At 40.5% G+C, this 24744-nt stretch carries 23 protein-coding genes, 2 tRNA genes and 1 other RNA gene; 4 read left to right on the forward strand and 22 right to left on the reverse strand.

The annotated features are described in order from the left end of the window. Positions 1-53: 53 nt before the first annotated feature. Both RF53_RS17740 and RF53_RS17745 read right to left on the reverse strand, forming a co-directional pair. On the reverse strand, positions 54-2273 hold the full coding sequence (locus RF53_RS17740; RefSeq protein WP_039038444.1) for an EAL domain-containing protein: 2220 nt from the start codon (positions 2271-2273) through the stop codon (positions 54-56). Positions 2274-2477: 204 nt separating this feature from the next. Next, a tRNA-Arg gene (locus tag RF53_RS17745) sits at positions 2478-2552 on the reverse strand. Positions 2553-2798: 246 nt separating this feature from the next. On the opposite strand from RF53_RS17745, the gene RF53_RS17750 reads away from it, so the two are divergent. Beyond that, complete coding sequence (locus RF53_RS17750; protein ID WP_006793710.1) at positions 2799-2981, forward strand: hypothetical protein; 183 nt, start codon at positions 2799-2801, stop codon at positions 2979-2981. On the opposite strand, the gene RF53_RS17755 is transcribed toward RF53_RS17750, so the two are convergent. From RF53_RS17755 to RF53_RS17765, 3 genes are read right to left on the reverse strand one after another with little or no spacing between them, the layout of a single operon-like run. Then, the gene (locus RF53_RS17755; protein ID WP_039038445.1) at positions 2978-3784 is read right to left on the reverse strand and encodes a phosphotransferase; all 807 of its coding nucleotides are present in this window, start codon (positions 3782-3784) and stop codon (positions 2978-2980) included. The two genes, RF53_RS17750 and RF53_RS17755, sit on opposite strands and share 4 nt — an antisense overlap. Before the next feature lie 3 nt (positions 3785-3787). Then, on the reverse strand, positions 3788-4411 hold the full coding sequence (gene pnuC / locus RF53_RS17760) for a nicotinamide riboside transporter PnuC (RefSeq protein WP_008131932.1): 624 nt from the start codon (positions 4409-4411) through the stop codon (positions 3788-3790). Positions 4412-4445: 34 nt separating this feature from the next. Then, positions 4446-4697 (reverse strand): YkoF family thiamine/hydroxymethylpyrimidine-binding protein, encoded by a 252-nt coding sequence (locus RF53_RS17765; protein WP_006793713.1) that lies wholly within the window; start codon positions 4695-4697, stop codon positions 4446-4448. A gap of 108 nt (positions 4698-4805) precedes the next feature. Here RF53_RS17765 and RF53_RS17770 point away from each other — a divergent pair, with 108 nt between their 5' ends. Beyond that, positions 4806-5045: a DUF2960 domain-containing protein gene (locus RF53_RS17770; RefSeq protein WP_006793714.1), complete on the forward strand. Its 240-nt coding sequence runs from the start codon at positions 4806-4808 to the stop codon at positions 5043-5045. Between the two features lie 14 nt (positions 5046-5059). Here RF53_RS17770 and alr read toward each other — a convergent pair whose 3' ends face one another. The 9 genes from alr to rpsF all read right to left on the reverse strand — a co-directional run bounded on the left by alr (position 5060) and on the right by rpsF (position 11257). Then, positions 5060-6139 carry an alanine racemase gene (gene alr / locus RF53_RS17775; protein ID WP_039038446.1) on the reverse strand — a complete coding sequence of 360 codons (1080 nt, stop codon included), beginning with the start codon at positions 6137-6139 and terminating at the stop codon, positions 5060-5062. After that, positions 6139-7518 carry a replicative DNA helicase gene (gene dnaB / locus RF53_RS17780; protein ID WP_006793716.1) on the reverse strand — a complete coding sequence of 460 codons (1380 nt, stop codon included), beginning with the start codon at positions 7516-7518 and terminating at the stop codon, positions 6139-6141. Before dnaB ends, alr begins: the two co-directional genes overlap by 1 nt. Positions 7519-7628: 110 nt before the next feature. Next, the gene (locus RF53_RS17785) at positions 7629-8564 is read right to left on the reverse strand and encodes a DUF4097 family beta strand repeat-containing protein (RefSeq protein WP_039038447.1); all 936 of its coding nucleotides are present in this window, start codon (positions 8562-8564) and stop codon (positions 7629-7631) included. 9 nt (positions 8565-8573) lie between these two features. Further along, positions 8574-9059 carry a hypothetical protein gene (locus tag RF53_RS17790; protein WP_039038448.1) on the reverse strand — a complete coding sequence of 162 codons (486 nt, stop codon included), beginning with the start codon at positions 9057-9059 and terminating at the stop codon, positions 8574-8576. Further along, on the reverse strand, positions 9046-9594 hold the full coding sequence (locus RF53_RS17795) for an RNA polymerase sigma factor (RefSeq protein WP_039038449.1): 549 nt from the start codon (positions 9592-9594) through the stop codon (positions 9046-9048). Before RF53_RS17795 ends, RF53_RS17790 begins: the two co-directional genes overlap by 14 nt. A 231-nt stretch (positions 9595-9825) precedes the next feature. Beyond that, positions 9826-10278 (reverse strand): 50S ribosomal protein L9, encoded by a 453-nt coding sequence (rplI, locus tag RF53_RS17800; RefSeq protein ID WP_006793720.1) that lies wholly within the window; start codon positions 10276-10278, stop codon positions 9826-9828. 35 nt (positions 10279-10313) lie between these two features. Further along, entirely contained in the window at positions 10314-10541 is a 228-nt protein-coding gene (rpsR, locus tag RF53_RS17805; RefSeq protein ID WP_006793721.1) for a 30S ribosomal protein S18, read from the reverse strand. A gap of 12 nt (positions 10542-10553) precedes the next feature. Next, a complete protein-coding gene (gene priB / locus RF53_RS17810; protein ID WP_006793722.1) occupies positions 10554-10871 on the reverse strand; it encodes a primosomal replication protein N in 318 nt (105 codons plus the stop codon). 44 nt (positions 10872-10915) lie between these two features. Then, the gene (rpsF, locus tag RF53_RS17815; protein ID WP_006793724.1) at positions 10916-11257 is read right to left on the reverse strand and encodes a 30S ribosomal protein S6; all 342 of its coding nucleotides are present in this window, start codon (positions 11255-11257) and stop codon (positions 10916-10918) included. A gap of 365 nt (positions 11258-11622) precedes the next feature. On the opposite strand from rpsF, the gene RF53_RS17825 reads away from it, so the two are divergent. Next, entirely contained in the window at positions 11623-12822 is a 1200-nt protein-coding gene (locus RF53_RS17825; RefSeq protein ID WP_039038450.1) for an alpha/beta hydrolase-fold protein, read from the forward strand. 254 nt (positions 12823-13076) lie between these two features. On the opposite strand, the gene RF53_RS17830 is transcribed toward RF53_RS17825, so the two are convergent. From RF53_RS17830 to RF53_RS17845, 4 genes are read right to left on the reverse strand one after another with little or no spacing between them, the layout of a single operon-like run. After that, a complete protein-coding gene (locus tag RF53_RS17830) occupies positions 13077-14243 on the reverse strand; it encodes an FAD-dependent monooxygenase (RefSeq protein WP_039038451.1) in 1167 nt (388 codons plus the stop codon). After that, positions 14240-15427 (reverse strand): 2-octaprenyl-6-methoxyphenyl hydroxylase, encoded by a 1188-nt coding sequence (gene ubiH / locus RF53_RS17835; RefSeq protein WP_039038452.1) that lies wholly within the window; start codon positions 15425-15427, stop codon positions 14240-14242. Before ubiH ends, RF53_RS17830 begins: the two co-directional genes overlap by 4 nt. A gap of 15 nt (positions 15428-15442) precedes the next feature. Then, complete coding sequence (pepP, locus tag RF53_RS17840) at positions 15443-16765, reverse strand: Xaa-Pro aminopeptidase (RefSeq protein WP_039038453.1); 1323 nt, start codon at positions 16763-16765, stop codon at positions 15443-15445. Positions 16766-16798: 33 nt separating this feature from the next. Then, complete coding sequence (locus RF53_RS17845) at positions 16799-17362, reverse strand: UPF0149 family protein (RefSeq protein ID WP_008131954.1); 564 nt, start codon at positions 17360-17362, stop codon at positions 16799-16801. A gap of 193 nt (positions 17363-17555) precedes the next feature. Between RF53_RS17845 and ssrS the strand changes: the two genes are divergently transcribed. Then, positions 17556-17738, forward strand: a non-coding RNA gene (gene ssrS, locus RF53_RS19340) — 6S RNA. Positions 17739-17880: 142 nt separating this feature from the next. On the opposite strand, the gene RF53_RS17850 is transcribed toward ssrS, so the two are convergent. From RF53_RS17850 to RF53_RS17865, 4 genes are all read right to left on the reverse strand, one after another. Continuing rightward, a complete protein-coding gene (locus RF53_RS17850) occupies positions 17881-20964 on the reverse strand; it encodes an efflux RND transporter permease subunit (protein ID WP_039038454.1) in 3084 nt (1027 codons plus the stop codon). Next, positions 20961-22256, reverse strand: a complete 1296-nt coding sequence (locus tag RF53_RS17855; protein WP_039038455.1) for an efflux RND transporter periplasmic adaptor subunit — start codon at positions 22254-22256, stop codon at positions 20961-20963. Before RF53_RS17855 ends, RF53_RS17850 begins: the two co-directional genes overlap by 4 nt. After that, positions 22246-23661 carry an efflux transporter outer membrane subunit gene (locus tag RF53_RS17860; RefSeq protein WP_039038456.1) on the reverse strand — a complete coding sequence of 472 codons (1416 nt, stop codon included), beginning with the start codon at positions 23659-23661 and terminating at the stop codon, positions 22246-22248. Before RF53_RS17860 ends, RF53_RS17855 begins: the two co-directional genes overlap by 11 nt. An 884-nt stretch (positions 23662-24545) precedes the next feature. Then, positions 24546-24621: transfer RNA gene (locus RF53_RS17865), tRNA-Thr, on the reverse strand. Between the last annotated feature and the right edge of the window lie 123 nt (positions 24622-24744).

Consider the following 24744-nt stretch of genomic DNA (forward strand, 5'->3'; position numbering starts at 1 on the left):
TAAATTTACCACGCTATTAATTAGGTGGCTTTAATCTAGTTGCTCGAAGCTAATTATTTTAATAGTTCCTCTATTGGCTGTGGTTTATGTACAGCATAACCCTGCGCGTAATCTACGCCCATTTCTAATAGAGTTTGCTTAATTCGTGAAGTTTCGACAAACTCAGCAATAGTTTTCATACCCATAACGTGGCCAATCTCATTTATTGATTTCACCATTGCATGATCAATCGGATCAACCTCAATATCTTTTACAAAAATCCCATCTATTTTAAGATAATCAACTTTGAGGTTCTTCAAATATCCAAATGATGATAAACCACTTCCAAAGTCATCAAGTGCAAAACAGCACCCTAGCACCTTTAGTTGGGAAATAAACTTACTGGCAAGTTCTAGGTTTGAAATGGCGGCTGTTTCGGTTATTTCAAAACAGATCTTTTCACTATGCTCACCCAAAAGGGTAAGTTGCTCTGTAACAAATATTAAAAAGTCCTCATTAGTAAGTGACTGTCCTGAAAGGTTAATAGACAAGAAGTTAACCCCTTTGAGAAAGTTAGGGTTATTTAGAATCATCTTAAATGCGTTTTCAATCATCCAACTATCTACTTTAACAATCAGTTGATAGCGCTCTGCAGGAGGTAAGAAAGCACCCGGAGGAATTATACCTCCCTGATCATCGACCATGCGCAATAGCAATTCATAATGTTTATTTTTATCGCAAGCGAGTGGCTCAATTAATTGTGCGTATATTTTAAAGCGGTTTTCATCTATTGCATCTTGAACTCTATTTACCCACTGCATCTCGCCTTGGCGCACTGCGAGCTCTTCGTCATCATCATAATGAACATGGATTCTATTTCGTCCCTTCTCCTTTGCTATATAACAAGCAACATCAGCTAACTTTAGCACCTCTGTAAAATCCACATATTTATCGGTAATTTGGATCAACCCCATGCTTACACCTATACGAAAGCTGCGACCTTCCCAAACAAATCTATAATCCTCAATTTCTTTTTGAATTAGGCTAGTTACACGATGGGCGTTATCAAATGAGCAGTTTTCCATCAATACAGCAAACTCATCCCCCCCGAGGCGTGCTACCACATCTGTTTTTCTTACTACTTTTTGCAATAAAGAACCGAGCTGACGAAGTAATTCATCGCCAGCTAAATGACCACAGGTGTCATTCACTACTTTAAATTGATCAAGGTCCATATAACATAAAGCATGATCAACTCGTTTTTCAGCAGCTACTGACAATAAAAGCTCAACGCGACGCTTAAACTCTCTTCTATTTGCTAAACCAGTGAGTGAATCATGAGATGATTGGTAGCTGAGTTTTTCTTCTGATTTTTTTCTTGCTGTAATATCTACATGAGTGCCCACTAAACGAGTAATTTCACCTTCCTCACTTTCAACAACAAAAGCACGAGACAAAATATTTACATAGCTACCATTTTTATGGCGCATTCTAAACTCAGCTTCATAGTGCTTAGTTTTAGATTCCATAAACGAATGGATTTTAGCAACTGCTGGAGCTAGATCGTCAGGGTGAACAAGCCTTTCCCATGTAGCAAAACTATTTGTAAGCTCGTCTTCTTTATACCCCAACATCGATTTCCATCGCGGTGAGTAATACATTTTTTCGTTAGCAATATCCCAATCCCAAAGTCCATCATTAGCGCCCTTCATGGCTAAACTTAACCGCTCTGTGTTTACTGAGGCTTTTTGTTTTTCGAGTATGAGATCGTTTTTTTGCTGTTCTAAAGAAAGGGTTAATTCAGTAATGATATTAGATAGCTCACCTATTTGGCCATTTTCATACTCAAGTTCAGTAATATCATAAAAAATATTTAATGTAATACTGGCATCCCCATTTTTTAAAGGAACGGCACTGCCAAGTACAATACGTTTACACCCGTCTTTGCACTGTATAGTTAGCTGCATTGGCACAAAGCGAGTATTCATTTTTTTTGCATCGTTTAATTTTTTGTGCCACAAGTTCATCACACAGTCGCGATAATGGCTATTAGGAAGTACTATGCCCCACCATTCATCTAATGTGGGTATATCGCTTGCTCTATAACCAAACATATTAACGAACGTATCATTAGCATGGACAATAGTGTTATGAGCGTCATTTAAGACAAATGGGACAGGGGAAGAGTTAAATATATGTATAAATAAATCATTACAACAGGCGTTTTTTTCTAGCTCAGATATTTTGGCATCTGCCTTTGCCAGATCAAATTTAAGCTGCTCAATACTATCCATTCACTGTGTTTCCCGAAAGTACGAATGTATTAATACACCTTTGTTCTATTGATGTATTTGAGTAACACAAACACAACGCACCAATGGCATAATTAGATATCTATCATAATCAAAACAATAGGCAGTAAAGTCTATTTAAGCAAGGTGGTTAATAATTAGAAAGGGAGTAAAACACAGGTAAGTTTTTGGCCTAGTTAAATCAAATGGCGCTCTCGGTAGGGATCGAACCTACAACTCAGCCTCCGGAGGGCCACGTGATATCCATTTCACCACGAGAGCACATTTGCTGCCGCCACATCAACTCGCGATATCAATGTGTTAGCATGCGCTAATGATAAAGCCATCTTTACACAAATGCTAGCGACATTAGTTTATATGATTACTAATTAGGCACTTTTGAATAAAACATGTGACTATTTTATAAAAACGCGTTATTTATTAATATTCGATAAAAATAGTTACGCTTTAGCAACATTTTAACTATCATTGTCACAGTAATGAAAATATTTAAAAGAGGAATTAATAATGAGTTTGATGTCTACGGAGCAAGTTGCAGAATTTTTAGGTGTAAAAGAAGAGCGCGTAAAACGTCTTGCACGTGAAAGTTTATTAATCGCTAAGTCAGAAGATGAAAACGGCGAACCGCAGTTTGATGCAGATGAAGTAGCAAAATATAAAGAGTTAGCAGCGCGTTTTGGTGGCCTTTAAAAGCCACATGCTGCAATAAGTTTTAGCAGCTGCGCGCGTAATTTTTTTGCTGGAGCTCTTATGTCGCGCTGCTCATACCAACCAATACTTAAAACCAAAAATAACAGCTTATAACAATTAAGCTTATCGGTTGATGTTACAAACCCTACCTGTTTATCTTTATATTTAGCGTAACTATTTAATAACGCATCATCATTATTTTTATTTAGCTCAAAGCTAACACTTAGCGCCGCTAAATCAAAATACACGTCGTTAGTTTTAGCGTACTCAAAATCAATTAAGTAGCTGCCTGACTCATTCACTATTAAATTATCTTTAATTAAATCGTTGTGGCAAAAACCAAGATCGATAGGCATGGCCGTAATAAAGTTAACCGCTGCACTAATTTGCTGCTGATGCTCCAAATACACTAGTGAACATTTATAACAGCTTAGCTCTTGGGCTACGTTCATTGGCTCAGTGCTAACTGAGTAAGCATGGACAGTGGCAAGTTTTTTAATCACGTCGTCGATTGATAGACTATTTGCGGTACTACCGTCAAAGTAATTAAACACAGCCAGTTGATTTTGTTTATCAAGCCATACGGGGGAAGGACATATATTTGACGCACTCAGGCGACGCTGTGCCTCTAAGGCATATTCTGGCCAATGGTCTTTGTAACGCTTTAATAAATACTTCCCTTGAGTCGTATTTATTAACACATTTTCGTTACTTAAACCTTGTGATAAAGGCACGCATGAAATAACGCTACTTGGTGCTATAAACGCACGGCATTTGTTTATAAGTGCATTGTAATCACTCATAAATTAAAGCTGTGCGAGTGGCTTAGCTTGGCTTTGCTCGTATTCTTCATACCAGGTTTTAAATCCCCACCCTGCCATAATGGTGTAAAACACAAAAAGCGCTAATGTTGGGTAGTAGCCTTTTTCGTAATATAAATACATAGACGCTGCGTCTATGACTATCCAATACAACCAGTTTTCAAGGATTTTTTTGGCAACTAAGTAAGTCGTCACAACGGCAAAACAGGTTGTAAAGCTATCGAGGTAGGCAAAATCAGCATGCGTATAGTTAGTCATAAAATACCCAATGCCTGTTGCCGCAATAGAGGTAAGTATGATTAAAAGCGCATGACGTTCCATAGACCAAGAACTAATACTCAGGTTGTTATTATTAGCTTTGCCTTTTCGCCACACAACCCAGCCAAATACAGCCATATACATGTAATAAAAGTTGAGTAATGACTCCATTAGCAATGCGCCATTCCAATACATAATAGTATAAATTAGCGTACTAAAAAACGCAGCAGGCCAGCACCACAGGCTTTCTTTTATCGCCAACAATAAATAAGCAATTGATAACACAACCGCAATATATTCCCAGTGCGACATGGCAGTAAAACCGCTTAACGTTTTTGTTATAAATTCCATAGTGTGCTGTTACCGTTAAATTGTGGCGAAAAAACTACTGAGGCGATAAATCGCCAGACAAAAACTTACACACAAAAATAGCTTTGCCAAACTCTTCGTATGAACGTTTAATTTCGGTATTGAGTACTTGCATCACTAAATCATAATCGCCAAAAATTTGTGTCGATAGTGTATTAGTAATCACTTTTAAACCATCGTATTCGTTTAATCGATCAATAAAGCCTTTGATAAAAGGAATGTAATCTTGGTGAAGTGGGTACTTACTAATCTCTACTGATAATTTCATTATTAACCCTATGGTTTGAGTGCCTAGTTATATCGTGTCATTCAATGCTAGAGCCGCTACTAAATACAGTGTAAAATCGCTTTAATACTCAATTACAATGAGCGTAATATGGCACGCAGAATAACCTATAAATTTAAAAACCAACCGCGCGAAATAAATTTTGCTAAAGATAAATACCACGACATGTATCAAGCAATTGCTGCTGCCGAAGGCATTGATTTAACGAATTACTTAAGCATGGTACAGCAAATAGAAATGACCTCTAAAGGGTCAGCTTCTGTTCGTAACTTTCGTGATCAAGAATTTGCCCGCATGGGCTTTAGTGATATTTACTTTATTAAAGAGTAATTATCACTATCTAATTATGGCTGATACTCATAACTTACGCGCGGTGTAATATTACACAAAAGTTCGTAAGGAATGGTATCGGCACACTGTGCTATTTCTTCTACTGGTAGCTCTGGGCCCCACATTGTGACTCTGTCACCTACTTTTATGTCGTGCTCGTTTTGGCCTATGTCTACGCTAATCATATCCATTGCCACACTACCTACAATACCATAGCGCTGCTTGCCAATAACCACTGGTGTACCCTCTTTTGCATGTCGCGGGTAACCGTCACCATATCCCATAGCAACCACAGCTAATTGAGTCGCTTTATCGCTTTTCCAACGCCCACCATATCCTACGGCCTCGTTAGCTGGAACATGGCGCACTGCTATAACACGTGTCGTTAATCGCATAACGGGTTTAAGCTGGTGCTGCTCACCCAATGCGTTTGCCATAGGTGATACCCCATATAACATTAAACCAGGGCGTACCCAATCGCCATGAGCATTCGGCCAAGCAATAATGCCCGCCGAGTTAGATAAGCAATGTGCTTGGTTAATATTATTTACTAGGCAGTCAAACTGTGAAATTTGCTGTGCTGTCTTGGTGTTATTTACATCGTCCGCGCATGCAAAGTGGGTCATTAAATTAACGGTGTTATTGGCATTGGGTGTTTTTTGCAGGCGCTTATAAAATTCATCAAACTGCTCTGGGGCAATACCCAGGCGATGCATACCGGTATTTACTTTAAGCCAACACAATAAAGGCGCTTCAAGCTCAGCCTCTTCTAAAGCGGCAAGCTGATACTCATCATGAATAATAGTTTGAAAGTTATTGGCCAATAAAATAGGTAAATCGTCTTTATTAAAAAAGCCTTCAAGTAACACAATCGGTTTTGTTAACCCGCCAGCTCGAAGCGCTAAAGCTTCATCTATACGTGCTACTGCAAATGCGTCTGCATCATTTAAATGTTGTGCAATTTTAACCAAACCATGGCCATAAGCATTGGCTTTTAATACCGCCATAACTTTACTGTTTGGTGCAAAACGCTTTACCTGCGCTAAATTATGCGCAAGTGCCGTTAAATTAATTTCAGCAGTCGCTAAGCGCATTAATACTCGTCATCCATCGCAGGACCTGCGTAGTTATCAAAGCGAGAAAACTGCCCTTGGAACGTCAAGCGCACCTTACCAATTGGACCGTTACGCTGTTTACCTATGATGATTTCGGCGATGCCTTTTTCAGTACTGTCTTCGTTGTAGACTTCATCACGGTATATAAACATGATTAAATCGGCATCCTGCTCTATCGAGCCAGATTCACGTAAATCTGAGTTAATTGGGCGTTTATCAGCACGTTGCTCAAGCGTACGGTTTAGCTGCGAAAGCGCAACAACCGGACATTTTAATTCTTTTGCTAGTGACTTAAGAGAGCGTGAAATCTCTGCAATTTCAAGGGTTCTGTTATCCGACAAGCTCGGCACACGCATAAGCTGAAGGTAATCAACCATGATCATACTGATACCACCATGATCGCGCGCAATACGACGTGCACGTGAACGAACATCGGTAGGTGTTAACCCTGATGCATCATCAACGTACATTTTACCTTTTTCCATCAACAAGCCCATGGTTGATGAAAGACGCGCCCAATCATCATCGTCTAGCTGACCAGTACGTACCTTAGTTTGGTTAATACGACCAAGTGATGCCAGCATCCTCATCATGATTTGCTCAGAGGGCATCTCTAATGAGTAAATAAGCACAGGCTTGTCTTGTGTCATTGCAGCATGCTCTGCAAGGTTCATCGCAAAGGTGGTTTTACCCATTGAAGGACGTGCTGCAACAATAATTAAATCTGAAGGCTGTAAACCTGTGGTCATTTTATCTAAGTCAGCATAGCCGGTACTTACGCCTGTTACACCATCTTGCGGAGATTGGTATAGCTCTTCTATTTTATCAACAGTTTTTTCGAGTATGTTGTGTATGCTTTGCGGACCTTCGGTGCTTTTTGAACGCTGCTCAGCAATTTTAAATACTTTACTCTCGGCAAAATCTAATAAGTCATGGCTTGTACGCCCTTCGGTATTAAAACCGGCCTCGGCTATTTCATTTGCTACACCAATCATTTCACGCACAACCGCACGCTCTCGCACAATATTAGCGTACGCATCGATATTAGCGGCACTCGGTGTATTTTTGGCTATTTCGGCTAAGTAAGCAAAACCACCAATTCCTGCCAGTTTATTATTTTTTTCAAGGCTTTCAGAAATCGTAATTAAATCGATTGGATCACCCAACTCTGCAAGCTCTGTCATTGCTTCAAAAATAAGCTTGTGCGTACGAGTATAAAAATCTTGAGATACAACAAGTTCGGCTACGCGGTCATATGCTTGGTTATCAAGCATTAAGCCACCTAAAACAGATTGTTCAGCTTCTATTGAATGGGGAGGAACTTTAAGGGTATCGACTTGCTTATCTGGTTTGGCCATAACTTCACAGTACTAAAATTGAATGGCTCTATTCTATCGACTTGCCGGGGTTGTGCAAATAGCAAAGCAGGAAATCTTTTCCTGCTTTTTGTAACTCAAAAGTTTACGGTTTACTTTTTAAGCTCAATACGGCCACTTATAGTATCCATTTCAACGTCTGCATTGCCGCCATTAATAACAAACTCAAGCTCACTGGCTGGGCCATATTTGGCTTTTTTTACTTTGTCATTGCTAAGCTCATTAATAATTTTGCCATTGGCATGGGCTTCAATCTCAAATTTAGCCGATACATTAGCAGGGAAGAAAAACTCTGCATCGCCGCTTACGGACTCAAAACGTACATCTGCACTGTCTAGTAGCTCACCAATACGAACTTCAGCTTCACCATTTACAGTGTTTATACGTAGGTTTTTGATGCTAGCCAGCTTAAAGTTTATGTCACCGTTCACATTTTCAAGACGAACATCGCTCGCGCTTGATGACGACTTAATATCACCATTCACAGCGCTAAAGCGCAACTCACCATTAGACTGTTCATCATTTATTTCGCCATTTACCGTTTCAAATTGAATATTACCGCTCAGGCTTTGTGCATTCACATCACCGTTAACGCTGGTTAGCTTAATATTACCCGCTAAATTTTGTGCGGTAATTTCACCATTAACCACATTTACTTCTGCACCATTTTTAAGTGCTTTAGCTATTACCGATACATTAACACCACGAAAGTCTAATGCGCTGCTATGCGGCATAAAAATAGTTAGTTTAGAGCCATCGCCATTACTGCCCCAGCCCATTTTACGTGGCATTTTCACAACAAAATATGTATTGTCGCCTCTTGTTTCGAGCTCAAAACCTTCTGCCTTATCGTCAAGCTCGCCCACTACTTTAAACTCGCTTTTATCCCAACCAGCAATACTTACATCACCACGCTGATTCTCAATAAAAACAGTACCCTCTTTTGGCACCTCTATTTGTTTATCAATTTTTTCCCCTGCAAGTACAGCAAGTGGAAATAAGCTTAATCCTAGTAAAATTGCTTTCATGTTTTTCTCCTAAATACTTTGCCAACGAGGTGCATGCACCTTATTAATCAAATCAAGTTGTTGTTGATAAATCTGCGCTAACATTGTTAGCAATGCCTGGTTTTGGGGTTCGTTTTTAAGTGCTTGCTTAATGGCATACTCTGCCTCCTCAAGCTCTTGTAATTGTGTTTGCCAATTATCGGTTAGGGCGTCTTGATTTTTATACTGCACCAGTAAGCTTTGCTTTTGCTGCGCAAAATAGTCACTTATGGCCACAACCGGTTGTGGTTTAGGGTTGATTACAAACATATTGAGCGCCACTAGTGCAGCAACGATACATGCCGCCATTGCGCTTAACTTTGGCCATAAAGTAACGGCTGATTGCTTAGGCTCATTGGTATTTACAATGGCTCTTTCTATACCTGCCCACAGATCTTTTTGTGGCGTTATCTCTTTATCAAGCGTGTTTAATGATTTATCTAAAAAGTCGTCAAAGTTTGGTTTATTCATTTTCATACCACTCTTGTAATAACTGCCTTGCTCGATGATATTGTGACTTGCTTGATCCAACGGCAATACCCAATTGCTCTGCTATTTCTTCATGTCGATAACCTTCTACTGCAAACAATACAAATACCATCCGTGCACGCTCAGGTAACCTAACAATTAGCTTATCTAAGCCGTTTAAGCCTTTACAGTCTTTAGCCGATTGCTCATCCATACCGCCTTGTTCAATGCTAACGACTTTTTGTACCCAGCTTTTTTGTTTACGTAAGTAGTTAATCGCAATATTACTCGCCACACTGTATAACCAAGTAGAAAACTGCGAACGACCATCAAACATCGCTATTTTGTGCCACACCTGAACAAACACTTCTTGCGCAGCATCCTCAGCGTGCGACTGATCAGCTAATAAGCGCAAACACAAACCGTAAACGCGCTTTATATGCAATTGGTAAAGCATTGTGTATGCACTTTGATCACCCGACTTTACGCGCTCAATCAATGCATTTTCGCACTCAGCGGGTTGATCGGGTTTAACGTGTAACATCCGTGATATCACCTTTTAATTATTATGGTATTGGTACCATTTCAAGTGTATTGATAAGTTAGACGCAATAACAGCGGTAAAAGGTTTGAATGAAATGAAAATAAATTTAAAGAATTTAAATTCTAAATAAGAAGAGTATTAGGAGGCAGTACCACATTAATAATAAAAACACTGAATTTTAGGCACAAAAAAGCCGTGCTAAAAGCACGGCTTTTGTCGCTTAATTAAAAATTAAGCTTCAGCGATTACGATTACTTTGATAGTAGCCGTTACGTCTGTGTGAACAGAAATTGATACGTCAAATTCACCAGTCTCACGGATAGTACCTAGAGGCAAACGAACTTCTGACTTAGCAACTTCAACACCAACAGCTGAGATAGCGTCAGCGATGTCACGAGTACCGATTGAACCGAATAACTTACCTTCGTCACCAGCTTTAGATACTAAAGTAACTTCTGCTAATGCTTCTAGTTTTTCAGCGCGTGCTTGTGCAGCAACTAACTGTTCAGCGATTTTCGCTTCAAGTTCTGCGCGACGAGCGTCAAACGTTTCAATGTTAGCTTTAGTCGCAGGAACTGCCTTACCTTGAGGGAAAAGGAAGTTACGTGCGAAACCAGATTTAACTACAACCTGTTCACCTAGGCTACCTAGGTTAGCGATCTTATCTAGTAGAATAACTTGCATGTTTCTACACCTTTTAAAAACTGTTAATCCGCTGCTTACTTATGTAAGTCAGTGTATGGAAGAAGGGCTAAGTAGCGAGCACGCTTAATAGCAGTTGCTAGCTGGCGCTGGAATTTAGCGCTAGTACCTGTAATACGGCTAGGTACGATTTTGCCACTTTCTGTAACATAGTTTCTAAGAGTAGCTAGATCTTTGTAATCGATTTGTTGTACGCCTTCCGCTTTAAAGCGGCAGAACTTACGACGTCTGAAATAACGTGCCATGAGATTAATTCCTCAAATAATTCTTTCTATATGCTGAGCATGCAAAACCAATTGGCTAAGGCCGTTACGACCTTCGTGGCGATTTAAAAAACCACTCACTTGCAATGCCTGCCCAACGTGCAAATGTTGAGTCTGTTGTTGCATTTGCTTTCCACTGGCAACAACCTGAAGCTTTACATAACTATTACGGTTAAGGTCTGCTTCGGTTTGCATCGATTTATGTTCTAAAACAAAAATGCAATGCGGGATACCAGCAGGGCTTTGGCTTAACTTGGGTGTTTTACAAACTACCCCAGATAAAACCAGCTGATTCATAAAAGGGCTAACCATTTATATTTACCGCCAGTTAAACGCCATGCTTGGACTCAAAACAATTAAGCAGCTGGTGCTTCTTTCTTCTCTTCTCTTGCAAGAGGAGACGCTTCAGTTACTGCAGATTTAGTGCGGATAACTAAGTTACGAAGCACTGCATCGTTGTAGCGGAAAGTAGTTTCTAGCTCGCTGATTACTTCAGTAGGTGCTTCAACGTTCATAAGAACATAATGAGCTTTATGAAGCTTGTTAATTGGGTAAGCCAATTGACGACGGCCCCAATCTTCAAGACGGTGGATTGAACCACCAGCTTCAGTGATAGAACCAGTATAACGTTCGATCATACCAGCAACTTGCTCACTCTGATCTGGGTGAACCATGAATACGATTTCGTAATGACGCATGGATATTCCTTACGGTTAATAGAGCCTTCTACCGTTTCGGCCGGTCGGTTTAAGGCAAGGAATTAATAGTTTAAAAGCCGAAATGAGCGCGCATTTTACGCTTAGTAGGATAATTAAGCAAGCAGGTTTTTTAAGCTTTAATAGATAAGTGTTAAAGCTATTGGGTGATGGTACTCGATGCCCCGCTATCAATAAGTAAATTGAAAGTAAGTGCCTTCGTTTTTTGGAAGTCGCTGAGCTTGCTCGCACAAAAAAATCAAAGCTTTTAATTAATAAAGCCCTGTATGTGCTCCTAAAATATAAACGTTTACTCAAGCCTAAAGCCGTGCAATTATTAAGCAACACATTATTAAATAAGGATATTTATGAAGCTTTTATTATCGCTTGCCTTGATACTTACTTTTAGCACCTCTTTTTTTAGCTATTCAAACACCGCTACAACCGACATAACCGTTGGTAAAAAAGTTATTCTACAATCAAAAATACTTAACGAAGATAGGCCAATCAGCATCTTCATACCTGACACTGTAAAAGACGACCAGCCGCTTTATGTTATTTATTTACTTGATGGTATTGAGCACTTTCATACGGCGTCTGGCGTTATAAAATCCCTTGTTGATTACGAGCAAATACCTAATGCCATGCTTGTTGCTATTGATACAACTAACCGAGTTCGTGATTACTTACCTCAAGTAGAGGGTGAGCCTAAAACGGAGTTTCAAACCTTTGTTAAAAATAAATGGCCTGACGCTGGGCAAACCGACAAATTTTTAAAGTTTGTGTCTGATGAACTCATGCCATACATAAACAATAATTACTCAACTAACGGCTACAACACTTTAATTGGTCACTCTAACGCTGGTACATTAGCGCTTTATACTTTAGTTAATCAGCCTGAATTGTTTAACAACTACATCGCTATTAGCCCAAATAGTTGGTGGAGTGACGAAGAGTTAAAAAATAATATTATTAAATACACTAGAAACCCTAAAGGTGCTCAAGAGTTATTTATTAGTGTAGCGAGTGAAGGCGCACGTTTTTATACAGGCGCATTAAATACGTTAGTAAATTTAGAACAACAAATGCCCACACAGCTAAAGTGGGAATATAAGCATTACCCTACTTTAAGTCATATGGGCACCATACTTCCAGCAATTAGCGATAGCCTGATTCACTTGTTTAGCGACCTAATATTTAAAGTAACAGACGAGCATGGAAAATTTGCTGATGTATCGCTTATTACCGGTTACTACCAAGCACTGAGCGATAAGTACGGATTTGAGCTTAAAATTCCACAAGATGTGTACGTAGAATTTGCCCACCGCCAGCAAAAGTTTGGTAATACTAAAAAAGCGATAACGACGCTTAAACACTTTACTCGCGGTTACCCAAATGCAGCCTACTCCCACATGCGATTATCACAAGGGTACACAGCTGACAAACAATTTAAAGAAGCCGTTACCAGTATGAAACTCGCACTAAAACTTGCTAAACAAAATTCTCGCGACCAACTGTTAATTGATGCGCTCAAAGATATGGTCAATGAAGCCCAAGCCAATTTGTAGCTGATTTTACATAAAGCGCTTTTTAACTAACGATAGTAATCACGAGCTATGCTCGTCGCGCCGCCAAGCTAAACGCCTACAGGTGAAATTAAGCTCAGTGTTAAACTTTGCATGTAGGCGCTGAGATTGCTCGCGTGAAAAGCGCAGCTTTTAATCTGTTTCACACTACTTAAAAACAAAAACCGATGTTTAAATTAAACATCGGTTTTTCTTTGCTAAAAACTGACAGCTAAAAAACTAACCGCTTGTCTTTATCACTTCCCTATCGCTTCTTTGGCGAATAGGTGTTTTATTGGGCCTAGGTTATCAACGAGTGACAGCCCAACTCCACGTATTAGCTTTTTAACCGGGTTAGCACCTTCAAATAACTCTTTTAGCCCTTGCATCATGGCTATGTGCTTTTGCGCGTCGAGCTTGCGTGTACGCTCGTAATCACGAAGTGTGCGGGTGCTTGCAAATTCTTTACTCTCACTTGTAAGTAGCTCAATTAAATACGCGGCGTCTTTTAGACCTAGGTTCATACCCAGCCCTGCCAATGGGTGAATAGTGTGCGCTGCATCGCCCATTAATACTACTTTGCCGCTTACCCATTGCTGGGCGTAACGCATTTTAAGTGGAAATGCCGCGCGTTTACTTTGCACTTCACACAGGCCGCATTGGCCGTCTATGGCAGCCATTACGGCTTTATTAAAGTCGTTGTCGTCCATTGCCAGTAATTCATCACAATGGTGGGGGCTAGTAGACCACACTATTGAATGAGTATTGTCATCGCTTAGTGGTAAAAATGCTAATGGCCCCGTTGGTAAAAACACTTGTCGCGCAGTATTTGCGTGTGGCTCTTTTGTTTTTACTGTAGCAACCAATGCATGGTGATCGTAATCTTTAAAGGTCAGCGCCATATTAAATTGTTTACGAATAGCTGAATTTGCGCCATCAGCCGCCACCAGCAGCTTAGCAATAATAGGCTCGCCGCTTTTAAGGGTTACAAATACGTCTGATTCACTTTGGTGTATTTGCTGGTATTCGGTATCAAACATTAGCGTAGCATTGCTTTGCTGCTCTAGCTGTTTGATAAGTGCAAAGCGAATAATATCGTTTTCAACTATATGACCTAAATGGTCGAGCTCAAGTTGTTTGTTATTAAAGGTTATTTTACCAAAGCTGTCGGCATCGCGAACATCCATATGGGTATATGCACATGCACGCTGAGCAATAATTTCAGGCCAAACGTTTAATTGCTCTAATAACGTTTGGCTTGCAATACTAAGTGCGCTTACACGTAAACCGTATTCATCAGTTGGAGGGGCTTGTGTTGATGCTGCATCAAGTACCACGACACTAATATTAGCCTTAGCTAGGCCAAGGGCTAACGTTAGCCCCACGCAACCACCACCAACAATACACACCTGTGTTTGCTTCATAAACGTGAACCTTGTTTAACTTGCCCCATTAGTTGTTTTGCTAACGGAGCTTTTAATGCGGGGAATAAATCCATTGAAAACAAGCCAATGCTTCGCCCAAGCGCTAATACTCGAGATGAATTTGAAAATAACCTTACTAAGGCATCTGTTAAGGTCATCACTGTCTTTATATCTTGGCAGCGTAACTGACCATACTCGCGTGTAAACGCATAGCTCCCTAACTCATTAGGGCTATTGGCAATTAAATCACTCAGTACTTGTACATCACGCAGGCCTAAATTAAAGCCTTGCCCTGCAATGGGATGAATAGCATGAGCAGCATTACCAATAACCACCGTTCGATGAGCTATTAACGATTCGGCTTGCCCATATACCAGCGGGTAGCTTGCGCGCATACCCACTTTAACAAATTGCCCTGCGCGGTAACCAAAGGCTGATTGTAATGCACTTAAAAACTCGATTTCATTTAAGCCCATGTATGAATTAATTTGCTCTTTTTCCATACACCACACCAATGAATATCGGTTATTACTCATCGGTAATAGTGCCATAGGGCCATGCTGAGTAAAGCGTTCAAAGGCATGGTTATTATGCCCTTCGGCTACTTCTATATTGGCAATAATAGCGCCTTGCTCATAAGGCTGAGTATTAAAATTAAGGCCCAGCAATTGGCGTGTAGGAGATTGCGCGCCATCGGCTACAATAATTAGCTTGGCATTAAGTTGTTCGCCATTTTGTAAAGTCAGTGCATTGCTATGCAACGTTTGTTTTATTTCGATTACGCTATCAGGGCAAAATAAGCTAATGCTTGATTGCACTAACCGCTGATGAAGCGCGCGCCCAAATGGATTAACCTCAACTACATACCCTAAAGAAGGTTTTGCAAATTCAGTGCTTTGAATATGGGTTTTACCAAAATGACCTCTATCAGACACACTCACTTTTTTAATAGCAGAGGTGTAAGGGGCATTTTGATCAAATAAATTAAGTGTTTGTAAATACTCTACCGATTGCTGAGCAAGCGCAATACTTCTGTCGTCAAAGCTTGGGTGGTATTCATCGGTTACTTGGCTTGCTTCTACCACGGCAATGTTTATTGAGGGGTTTATTTTAGTAATGCTAAGTGCACAACTTGCGCCGACTAAACCACCACCAATTACTACAACATCAAATTGCTTAGCCATTGTGCTCTCCACCCGTTATGCGCTTTTAGTTTGTTGCATAAGTGCTTGAATATCGCCAATGGTTTTAGGCACGCTTAAAGTAAGGTTTTCATGGCCTGATTCGGTAACGAGTAAATTATCTTCTATACGAATACCAATACCTTTGTACTTTTGTGGCGCGTTTGAGTCTTCGCTTATATAGAGTCCTGGCTCTATGGTTAAAACCATACCAGGCTCAAATGCTCGCTCAACGTTATTTATTTTATAATCACCGACATCATGCACGTCTAACCCCAGCCAATGCCCAAGGCCGTGCATGTAATATTCTTTACAGGCTTGTTGCGCCATTAGTTCAGTAAAGTCGCCAGTTAAAATACCTAAATCAAGTAAGCCTTGCGTTAATACTTCCATTGCTAATTTATTAGCATGCGACATAAACCCGCCGGGTTTAATTTCTTCAAAGGCAGCCAGTTGTGCGTTAAGAACAATATTATAAAGCGCGGCTTGTTCTTCACTAAACTGGCCATTTACCGGAAATGTACGCGTTATATCGGCTGCGTAGCCTTGTAGCTCACAACCTGAATCAATAAGTACTAGATCGCCATTTTTAAGCACATCACTATTTTGCGTGTAATGCAGAATATTAGCGTTATCGCCGCTACCTACAATTGTGCCGTAAGCCGGATGAGGTGCGCCGTTCATTGCATAATGATGATGAAGCTCTGCTTCTAATTGAAACTCTGTTGCTCCTGCATGTGAAAAGCGCATAGCTCGCATGTGGCCACGGGCGCTAATTTCACAGCCTTCGCGCATTACCTCTATTTCGCTTGGCGATTTAAACAAACGCATTTCATGGATAAGGCCGCGAATTTCTTTTAACGTACTCGGTGCTTTAAGGCCTTTGCGAGCCCCGCCACGAAGTGTACCTAAAAGCGTAAACACTTTACTATCAAATGAATCATAAGCGCCTTGTGCAAAATAAATCGCATTTTTACCATTTAGTAGCTCAAGCAGTTGCTCTTCTAAATCACTTAATGGGTAAGCCTCGTCAAATAAGTAGTCGCTTTTGGCTTTATTAAAACCAACACGTCGGCCATGCCAAATTTCGGCTAATTTGTCTTTATCAAGGCAAAATAGGGTGCTGGGTGTATCGCTGTTGTTACAAAGCACCAATACAGCATCGGGTTCGTTAAAACCGGTTAAATAAAAAAAGTCGCTGTCTTGTCTAAAAGCATAGTCAGTATCACGGCTTCGCGTTACTTCGCTAGCAGCCGGAATAAGCGCAATGCTGTTATCGTCCATTTGTGCAAGTAAGCGTTCTCTGCGTGCTTTAAACTCTGACTTTTTTATTTCAACCATTATTAGCTAACCCGTTGTACTTTTTAATTAAGTTTAATGAAGCGTTTTTTTATCACTTTGGCTGCTTTGCTCTTTACCAAGCTCGGCAAAACAAAGTAGTGCCGATACACGTACATATTCAATAACTTCGTGAAGTGCGTTAGCATCTTCTTCGGTTTCTTCAAAAGTGGTATCTAGGCGTGTTATTTCGCTAAAGTCGCTAATTACTTCTTTCACGTCAGCCGACAGCTTACCGTAATCTTTTTGCTTTAAACCAAAACCAAGCATAAATCCCGATACCCATGATACGAGCCCATTAGCCTGATCGATGAGTGTCTCGTCATCACTTGGTAAAAATAAGTCAAACTGAAACTCTTCATCATTAAAGCTTGCAACAACTTGCTTATAAATAGTGCCAAAAAATGCTTTTAAACCATTACCGAACGATTCACCATCGTTGAATACATCGCTTAAAAGGCCTAGGTACTCCTTGTCGTCAATACTTAGTCCACATGCTAATAAACCACTAATAACACCATGCGCTTCGGCAGGAGAAACAAATATTTCGTTTTTTTCTAAAAGTAGTTGAGCTTTTTCGTAATCTGGTAAATCGTTCATAATCAAGCCTTCGCTTTGCTAGTTAAAGCAATGCTACCACTCGATAAAAAGCAACTCCAATTAATTGTATGATCACGCTCAAAAACTACGCAATAAAGTAAACAGCGAGTTAAAGGTGTGGGAAAACTAAGCGAACGACTTAATTTTTTACGTTTTGGGTTTAAGGATTGGCATATGTCTTATATACTTAATTTGTTCCCTGGGATACTGGAGCTGGGTTAAGTCCCTGAGCCGATAAATTTTATACCAGGGTTTCTGTTCGTTTACTATTGTGCAAGCTTGGCATGTACCGAGAAGCCTACGGTAAACCGCAGATTCCCGCCCTGAAACCTTCTGGTTTCAGGACTGAAACCGAGTACCGTATCTTGGGGAACACCATCATCTACTCGCGTTTTAACACGCACACTCACACCTCTTTATATATCCACGTATATCCATTTAACGCCTTAAATAACTTTCAATTTTGCATAGCTAAAAACAAAAAAGCTGCAGGCAATTGAATACCTACAGCTTTTGTATTATTTAAACCAGCCTTGAAATCGTTCCATCAACATATAATTGACTGGTACTAGCAATAAAGTAATAAAGGTCGCAAAAATAATCCCAAACCCTAAACTTACCGCCATAGGTATTAAAAACTGCGCTTGTGTGGCTTTTTCAAACAGCAGCGGCATTAAACCTATAAAAGTGGTTAAACTGGTGAGCATAACCGGGCGAAAGCGCGATGCACCAGCAAGTTTAACGGCCTCTATTAAATCGCCACCTTCGCTGCGTTTTTTATTAATAAAGTCAACCAGCACAAGCGAATCGTTCACTACGACGCCTATTAACGCAAGCATGCCTAGTAGGCTCATAATGGTTAAATCCATACCCATTATCCAGTGCCCTACTACTGCGCCAATCATGCCAAATGGAATAACACTCATAACAATAATTGGTTGCATGTATGACTTAAACGGAATAGCCAATAGCGCATAAATTATAAAAAATACAAACATTAACGCCCAAGCCAGTGAGCCAAACGACTCTCTTTGCTCTTTAGCTTCACCTTCAAGTTTATAATCAACCCCCGGGTATTGCTGCATTAGCTCGTCTAAGTATTGTGCGAGGTCGGCTTGAAGCACCGTCATGTTAGTGTTGTTTTTTTCTATATCAGCCGTCACGTTTAGTGTGCGGTAACGATCAATACGGTTTATAGTCGATGGGCTTTGCCCTGCCGTAAGCGTTGCCACATGCGACAATGGTACAGAACCGCCATCGGGAGTATTTATTAGTATATTTTGTAGATCAGCTATCGAGCGGCGCTCATCAATAGGTAAACGCACCATTACACGCACGTCATCTCGTCCGCGTTGAATACGTTGAACCTGCGAGCCAAAAAACGAATTTCGCACTTGCCCTGCTACATTTACACGATTTAAACCAAGCGCTAAACCTTGTTGTGTAAGCTCTATACGTAATTCTTCTTTACCATCAGACATACTATCGGCAATATCAAACACCGTTGGGTACGTTGCTAAACGGTTTTTAATATTATCAGCCACATCTTGCAGTATTGTTAGCGAGGTGCCACTTAATTGAACGTCTATTGGGTCTGAACTTCGACCAATTTCAGCTCTAAATGTTAAGCTTTCAGCGCCAGGGATCACACCTATTAAATCGCGCCACTCACTTGCAAGCTCGCGTGAACCTATGTCTGATTCACGCTTTTCTGCAGGTGTAATTTCAAAGCGTACCGCCCCAGAGTTGGATACACCACCGCGTCCGCCTGTAGTGGCGAGTATGTTTAAAATAACGCTTTCGCCTGTATCAGGGTCGCGATATTTATCTTGTAATTGCTGGGCCTTTTCAGACATATCAATCACGTATTTATTGGTTACTTCAAACGGTGTACCCGTTGGCAGTGTTAGGTTTACCCGTACGGTTTCGCTCGGAATTCGTGGGAAAAAGATAAACTTAGTCCAACCGCTGGTGATCATGGTCAAAATTATAAAAAATACCCCAACAAATAAACTGACCGTTGCTAATTTATGGCGTAAAGCAGTGTTTAAGATAGGTTGATAATACTTTAAAATTGCACTTTCAAAGCCATCTGCAAAGCGTTGTTGAATTGCTTCAAGCTTCGATGGTTCACCTTTTTGGTGGCGTAATTTTATGTATTTTAAATGTGCAGGCAACACAAATTTAGATTCAATTAGCGAGAACAATAACACTGGAATAACGACTACCGGAATTTGCGCAAATAAGGCGCCGCGTGCCCCTTCAATAAATGCTAAAGGTAAAAAGGCAGCAACCGTAGTCAGCACACCAAAGGTAACAGGAGTAGCCACTTCTTGAGTACCCAATATAGCAGCCTGCTCACCCGATTTTGCCGTTTTTAAATGGGTATACACGTTTTCGCCGGTTACTATGGCGTCATCTACTACAATACCGAGCACTAAGATAAAGCCAAATAAGCTCATTATATTTAGCGTTACACCAAATATCGGCATCGCGATAAATGCGCCCATAAATGATACTGGAATACCAATAAATACCCAAAATGCAATTGCTGGGCGCAAAAATAGCGTGAGCAGTGCCAAAACTAAAATACCACCTTGTAGAGCATTACTGGTTAAGGTTGCGATACGGCTTTTAACTAACTCTGAATCGTCATCCCAATAGCTTAGTTTAAAACCTTGTGGTAGCGTGGCCTGCTGTTCTTCAATATAGTTTTTAACATCGTCTGCCACGGTTATCGCGCTTTGCGGGCCAATTCGGTAAACGTCTATAAACGCCGCTTGCTTACCATTAAAACGGGTACGCACTGGCGTTTCTTCAAAGTCGTCTTTTATTGTAGCAATATCACCTAGGCGAATAATTGTTCCGTCGGCTTGGTTTTTAACTACTATGCTAGCAAATTCGTCTTTGCGGTAAGCCTGCCCTTTTGAGCTGATCAGTACATCGCCACCTTCTGTTTTTAAGTTACCGGCAGAAATATCAGAACTAGAATTAGCAATCGCACTCGATATTTGCGCAAGGCTCAGGTTATATTGGCGAAGTGTGTCTTGGCTAACTTCAATGGCTAGCTCGTAGTCTCGTACACCACTTAGCTCTACCTGAGTTACGTTAGGCAAACGCAGTATTTGATCTCGTACTGTTTCTGCGTATTCACGCGTTTCTTTTTCGCCGTAATCACTTGATACAGTAACAGCTATTACTTCTCTTTTGCGCTCAGCCAGCGCAACAATTGGTTTTTCGGCATCGCCAGGAAACGTATTAATCGCATCCACTCGGCTTTTAATGTCAGCCAACAGTTCACGAGGATCGTAACCACTTTCAACCTCAATGGTTACAGAGCCTGAGCCCTCTGACGAGCGGCTAAATATTTGTTTAATACCCTCTAGGTCTTGTACCGCTTCTTCTATACGAATTGTTACGCCCTGCTCTACATCTTCAGGGGTTGCACCTCGTAGGCTAACACCAACGCTTATCATGTCTGTTTCGAAAGACGGAAACACCTCAAGTGGTATTTTACTCGATAAACTAAATAGCCCCGACAACAACAAAGTTACTAACAATAGATTGGCAGCAACATGGTTTTTGGTAAACCAAGCAATCATGCTTTATCTCCTTGATTGGCTGCGCGACGTTTTTTTATTAACTCTTCAACACTGATACCAAGCTCTTTTGCTTTTTGCTCAAGTTGCTCTCGCGACGGGCGCATACCTTTAGATGCTTTTTCTTTTGGCTCTTCACCTAAAATACTCACTTTAGTGCCCGAACTCACTTGACCAAGTGGCGTGATAACCAACTTGTCGTTTGCTGTTAATCCTGTCTTGATCATTGCTTGGTTTGCGTTTTGCCATGCAAAAGTAACGTCTTTACGTTTTAGTACATCACCTTCAACTACGTAAACATAGGTGCCTTGATAAATTGTACTGTTGGGAATGATCAACGCATTTTGTAACGTTTTACCTGCAATTTGTGCCTTAATGTATTGGCCTATTTTAATTGGGTATTGGTTACTCTCGGTTGATTTATATGGGTCGTCTATTTTTGCTACCACGTAAAGTTGCTGCGCGTTTTCGTCTATTGCGCCTTCAGTGCGTGCAAGTTGGCCTTGCCATGTTTGTTCGCCCACTAAATCAGAGCTAAATTTAACTAACGAACCGGCCTGGTTTTTAGCACCATCACGGTATTGTTCTGGCAGGTTTACAAACGAAAGGTCTTTATTTTTTATTGGTAAACGAATTTCTACGCTATCAATAGCGTAAATAGTGGCAAGTTGGGTATTGTTAGTCACTACTTGGCCTAAATCGACACTGCGACTCAGTATGCGCCCAGCATAAGGTGCAGTAACCTTTGTACGCTCTAAATCAAGCTCTGCTTTTTCAAGAGTAGCTTGTGCTGATAAAACTTGTGCCTGCGCAGCTGCTAATTGCGGCTCACGTAATACCAAGCTGCTGGCTTGGCTTGAACCACCAAGGCGCTTCCAATCAGTCAGTGCTTGTTGCCCGCGGGCTTTTTCTTCTAGCAAGCTTTGTTCTGCTGTGAGTAAGTTAGCTTGTGCAGATTTAACCTCTGCCTGATGATCTCTATCATCAAGCTTTAGTAACACGTCGCCTTTTTCAAAAAAACCACCTTCTCTAAACTCATCACTCACGTCGATGATTTGCCCTGATGCTTGAGCAACAAGTAAGCTTTGTGTACGAGGCTTTACTGTACCGTAGCTGTCTATCATTACTTGGTAACTTTGAGGCACAATTTCTAGTACCGACACGCTGATAGCTGCTTTTGGTGCTGAGCCAAAACGCCTCGCTTCTGGCGGGTTACTTTTGATAAAAAACACAATTAAAAGAGCGGTAACAACAACCGCGGCTGGAATAATAATTTTAGCTGTTTTAGTTTTCATCGTTGTTACTCTTTAGGTCGCTTGATGGTTTTTCAAAATCACCACCAAGGGCAACATGTAGGTTGATTCTATTTGCAATTAATTGATTCTTAATTTGTATTAATGAACTTTGCGCATCGAATGAGCGATCTTGTGCATCCAATACTGTGGTGTAAGTGACTAAGCCACTTTGATATTGCTCAAACGATAACTGCTCGGCAGCAAGTGCATTTTTTTGCGCTTCAAGTGTGCTTGTATATTGAGCCTTTAAAGATTGCTGCTGCGAAATCGCGTTTTCTACATCACCAAATGCATCGTACAAGGTTTGTAAATATTGCTGTTCTTGCTTTTGCGTATTTAGGCGTGCAATTTCTTCATTGGCTTGTAAACGTCCCCCCTCAAAAATAGGTGCCGAAATACTTCCTAGCAAAGACCATGCAAGGCTTGAAGGAGAAAATAAATCACTCACTCTGTCTGTGCTATCACTTAAGCTTGCAGTTAAATTTAAACTAGGAAAGCGCTGTTTATGTGCGTAAGCCAATGACGCATCGGTCGCCAATAGTTCGTACCAACTAGCAAGTAATGCAGGCTTTCGGGTAATAAGTTCAGATGGAATTCCCAGTGGAATTTCTGTGTTAATAACCGGTAAATCATTACTTGCAGAAATTGCTCCTTTTGGGTACTCGCCTAATAAACGCTCCAGTAGCCTTGCAGCACTGGATAAACTCGCTGTTTGAGTAGCTATGCGTGAACGTTCGTTATTTAGCTCATTGCGGGCTAAATAAACATCGAGCGCTTCGTTTATACCTTGGCGGTAACCTGATTCAATTATATCGAGGTTTTGCTTAGAATTTTCTAAACGGCGTTTATATAAATCAAGCAGCTGCTGTGCAGACACAACATCAAACCATCCTTGAACAACATCCGAAACAAGCTGCTGTTTAGCCTGTTCAAAACGCGCTTTTTGAGCTAAATATGAAAGATTAGCTTCCCGTTTTGAATCTGACAGTTTGCCCCATAAGTCAACTTCATAATTTAAGTTTAAGCTTACGGAGCTAGCATTATTATAACTAACAGGCCGATTATCTTTACTTCGGCTAGTACGCGTAGATAAATCTAAGCTAGGCCAAAGGTCTGCCCCCGACGCAATAAGTTGCTGCTTAGTAATGGCAACATCGTAGCTGGTTTGTAATAGTTGCTGATTGTTTTTAAGCGCTTGGTTAACATATTTTTTCAGCAATGGCGTGTTTAGTTGCGTTAACCATTCATCATCCACTTGCAAAACTGAACTTGCTGCTTGTTGTTGCCACTGCTTAGGAACATTACTGGGTGCTTGTTGGCGCTCCTGTGGATTTATATTACTCGCACAGCCACTGAGCAGAATCACACTAAGTGCCAATAACGTTGGCTTGTATTGCCAAATCATAATTTAACCTGAATTACTGCTATTTATGAATGTAATTCAAGCACCTTGGCTAATTTTGCTCAACTTACTTTACATAACATTACATAGCTAGCGATGAGTGAACTAATAAGTGAGTTATACGGCAGGTATAGTTAAATGATCAGCAACTTTGTAAATATAAACACTATCAGATCACAACATTATTTATGTAGATTAAAATTAATTTATCAGGAAAAAATAAAGTGCTGTAAACGAGGTAGTGCAGCCTAACCAAATCGAATGGGTAACTTATACAGACTACTGATTCAGTGTTTTGATAATAGAAATAAGTTGATAAATGGTGCCGACTAACCGGGTCGAACGGGTAACTTGTACAGACTACTGATTTAGTGTTTTGATAATTGAAGTAAGTTGATAAATGGTGCCGACTAACCGAGTCGAACGGGTAACTTGTACAGACTACTGATTTAGTGTTTTGATAATTGAAGTAAGTTGATAAATGGTGCCGACTAACCGAGTCGAACGGGTAACTTGTACAGACTACTGATTTAGTGTTTTGATAATTGAAGTAAGTTGATAAATGGTGCCGACTAACCGAGTCGAACGGGTAACTTGTACAGACTACTGATTTAGTGTTTTGATAATTGAAGTAAGTTGATAAATGGTGCCGACTAACCGAGTCGAACGGGTAACTTGTACAGACTACTGATTTAGTGTTTTGATAATTGAAGTAAGTTGATAAATGGTGCCGACTAACCGAGTCGAACGGGTAACTTGTACAGACTACTGATTTAGTGTTTTGATAATTGAAGTAAGTTGATAAATGGTGCCGACTAACCGAGTCGAACGGGTAACTTGTACAGACTACTGATTTAGTGTTTTGATAATTGAAATAAGTTGATGAATGGTGCCGACTAACCGAGTCGAACGGTTGACCTACTGATTACAAGTCAGTTGCTCTACCAGCTGAGCTAAGTCGGCACACTAAACTATTTGAAAGGTAGTTTTGAACACGGGTCAAAAACAAAAAAGCCCTGCATAAGCAAGGCTTTGTATAAATGGTGCCTCGACCCGGAATCGAACCAGGGACACGAGGATTTTCAA

This window comes from Pseudoalteromonas sp. ECSMB14103, assembly GCF_000813065.1.
Taxonomy (GTDB): Bacteria; Pseudomonadota; Gammaproteobacteria; order Enterobacterales; family Alteromonadaceae; genus Pseudoalteromonas; species Pseudoalteromonas marina.

Coding starts and splice junctions, on each gene's coding strand:
- RF53_RS17855 (WP_039038455.1), bottom strand. CDS start 22,256: ATGAAAACTAAAACAGCTAAAATTATTATTCCAGCCGCGGTTGTTGTT.
- alr (WP_039038446.1), bottom strand. CDS start 6,139: ATGCGCTTAGCGACTGCTGAAATTAATTTAACGGCACTTGCGCATAAT.
- RF53_RS17860 (WP_039038456.1), bottom strand. CDS start 23,661: ATGATTTGGCAATACAAGCCAACGTTATTGGCACTTAGTGTGATTCTG.
- RF53_RS17740 (WP_039038444.1), bottom strand. CDS start 2,273: ATGGATAGTATTGAGCAGCTTAAATTTGATCTGGCAAAGGCAGATGCC.
- RF53_RS17770 (WP_006793714.1), top strand. CDS start 4,806: ATGGCACGCAGAATAACCTATAAATTTAAAAACCAACCGCGCGAAATA.
- rpsR (WP_006793721.1), bottom strand. CDS start 10,541: ATGGCACGTTATTTCAGACGTCGTAAGTTCTGCCGCTTTAAAGCGGAA.
- RF53_RS17830 (WP_039038451.1), bottom strand. CDS start 14,243: ATGAAGCAAACACAGGTGTGTATTGTTGGTGGTGGTTGCGTGGGGCTA.
- RF53_RS17785 (WP_039038447.1), bottom strand. CDS start 8,564: ATGAAAGCAATTTTACTAGGATTAAGCTTATTTCCACTTGCTGTACTT.
- RF53_RS17755 (WP_039038445.1), bottom strand. CDS start 3,784: ATGAGTGATTACAATGCACTTATAAACAAATGCCGTGCGTTTATAGCA.
- RF53_RS17845 (WP_008131954.1), bottom strand. CDS start 17,362: ATGAACGATTTACCAGATTACGAAAAAGCTCAACTACTTTTAGAAAAA.
- RF53_RS17795 (WP_039038449.1), bottom strand. CDS start 9,594: ATGTTACACGTTAAACCCGATCAACCCGCTGAGTGCGAAAATGCATTG.
- RF53_RS17790 (WP_039038448.1), bottom strand. CDS start 9,059: ATGAAAATGAATAAACCAAACTTTGACGACTTTTTAGATAAATCATTA.
- pepP (WP_039038453.1), bottom strand. CDS start 16,765: ATGGTTGAAATAAAAAAGTCAGAGTTTAAAGCACGCAGAGAACGCTTA.
- RF53_RS17850 (WP_039038454.1), bottom strand. CDS start 20,964: ATGATTGCTTGGTTTACCAAAAACCATGTTGCTGCCAATCTATTGTTA.
- RF53_RS17750 (WP_006793710.1), top strand. CDS start 2,799: ATGAGTTTGATGTCTACGGAGCAAGTTGCAGAATTTTTAGGTGTAAAA.
- ubiH (WP_039038452.1), bottom strand. CDS start 15,427: ATGGCTAAGCAATTTGATGTTGTAGTAATTGGTGGTGGTTTAGTCGGC.
- RF53_RS17825 (WP_039038450.1), top strand. CDS start 11,623: ATGAAGCTTTTATTATCGCTTGCCTTGATACTTACTTTTAGCACCTCT.
- rpsF (WP_006793724.1), bottom strand. CDS start 11,257: ATGCGTCATTACGAAATCGTATTCATGGTTCACCCAGATCAGAGTGAG.
- pnuC (WP_008131932.1), bottom strand. CDS start 4,411: ATGGAATTTATAACAAAAACGTTAAGCGGTTTTACTGCCATGTCGCAC.
- rplI (WP_006793720.1), bottom strand. CDS start 10,278: ATGCAAGTTATTCTACTAGATAAGATCGCTAACCTAGGTAGCCTAGGT.
- RF53_RS17765 (WP_006793713.1), bottom strand. CDS start 4,697: ATGAAATTATCAGTAGAGATTAGTAAGTACCCACTTCACCAAGATTAC.
- priB (WP_006793722.1), bottom strand. CDS start 10,871: ATGGTTAGCCCTTTTATGAATCAGCTGGTTTTATCTGGGGTAGTTTGT.
- dnaB (WP_006793716.1), bottom strand. CDS start 7,518: ATGGCCAAACCAGATAAGCAAGTCGATACCCTTAAAGTTCCTCCCCAT.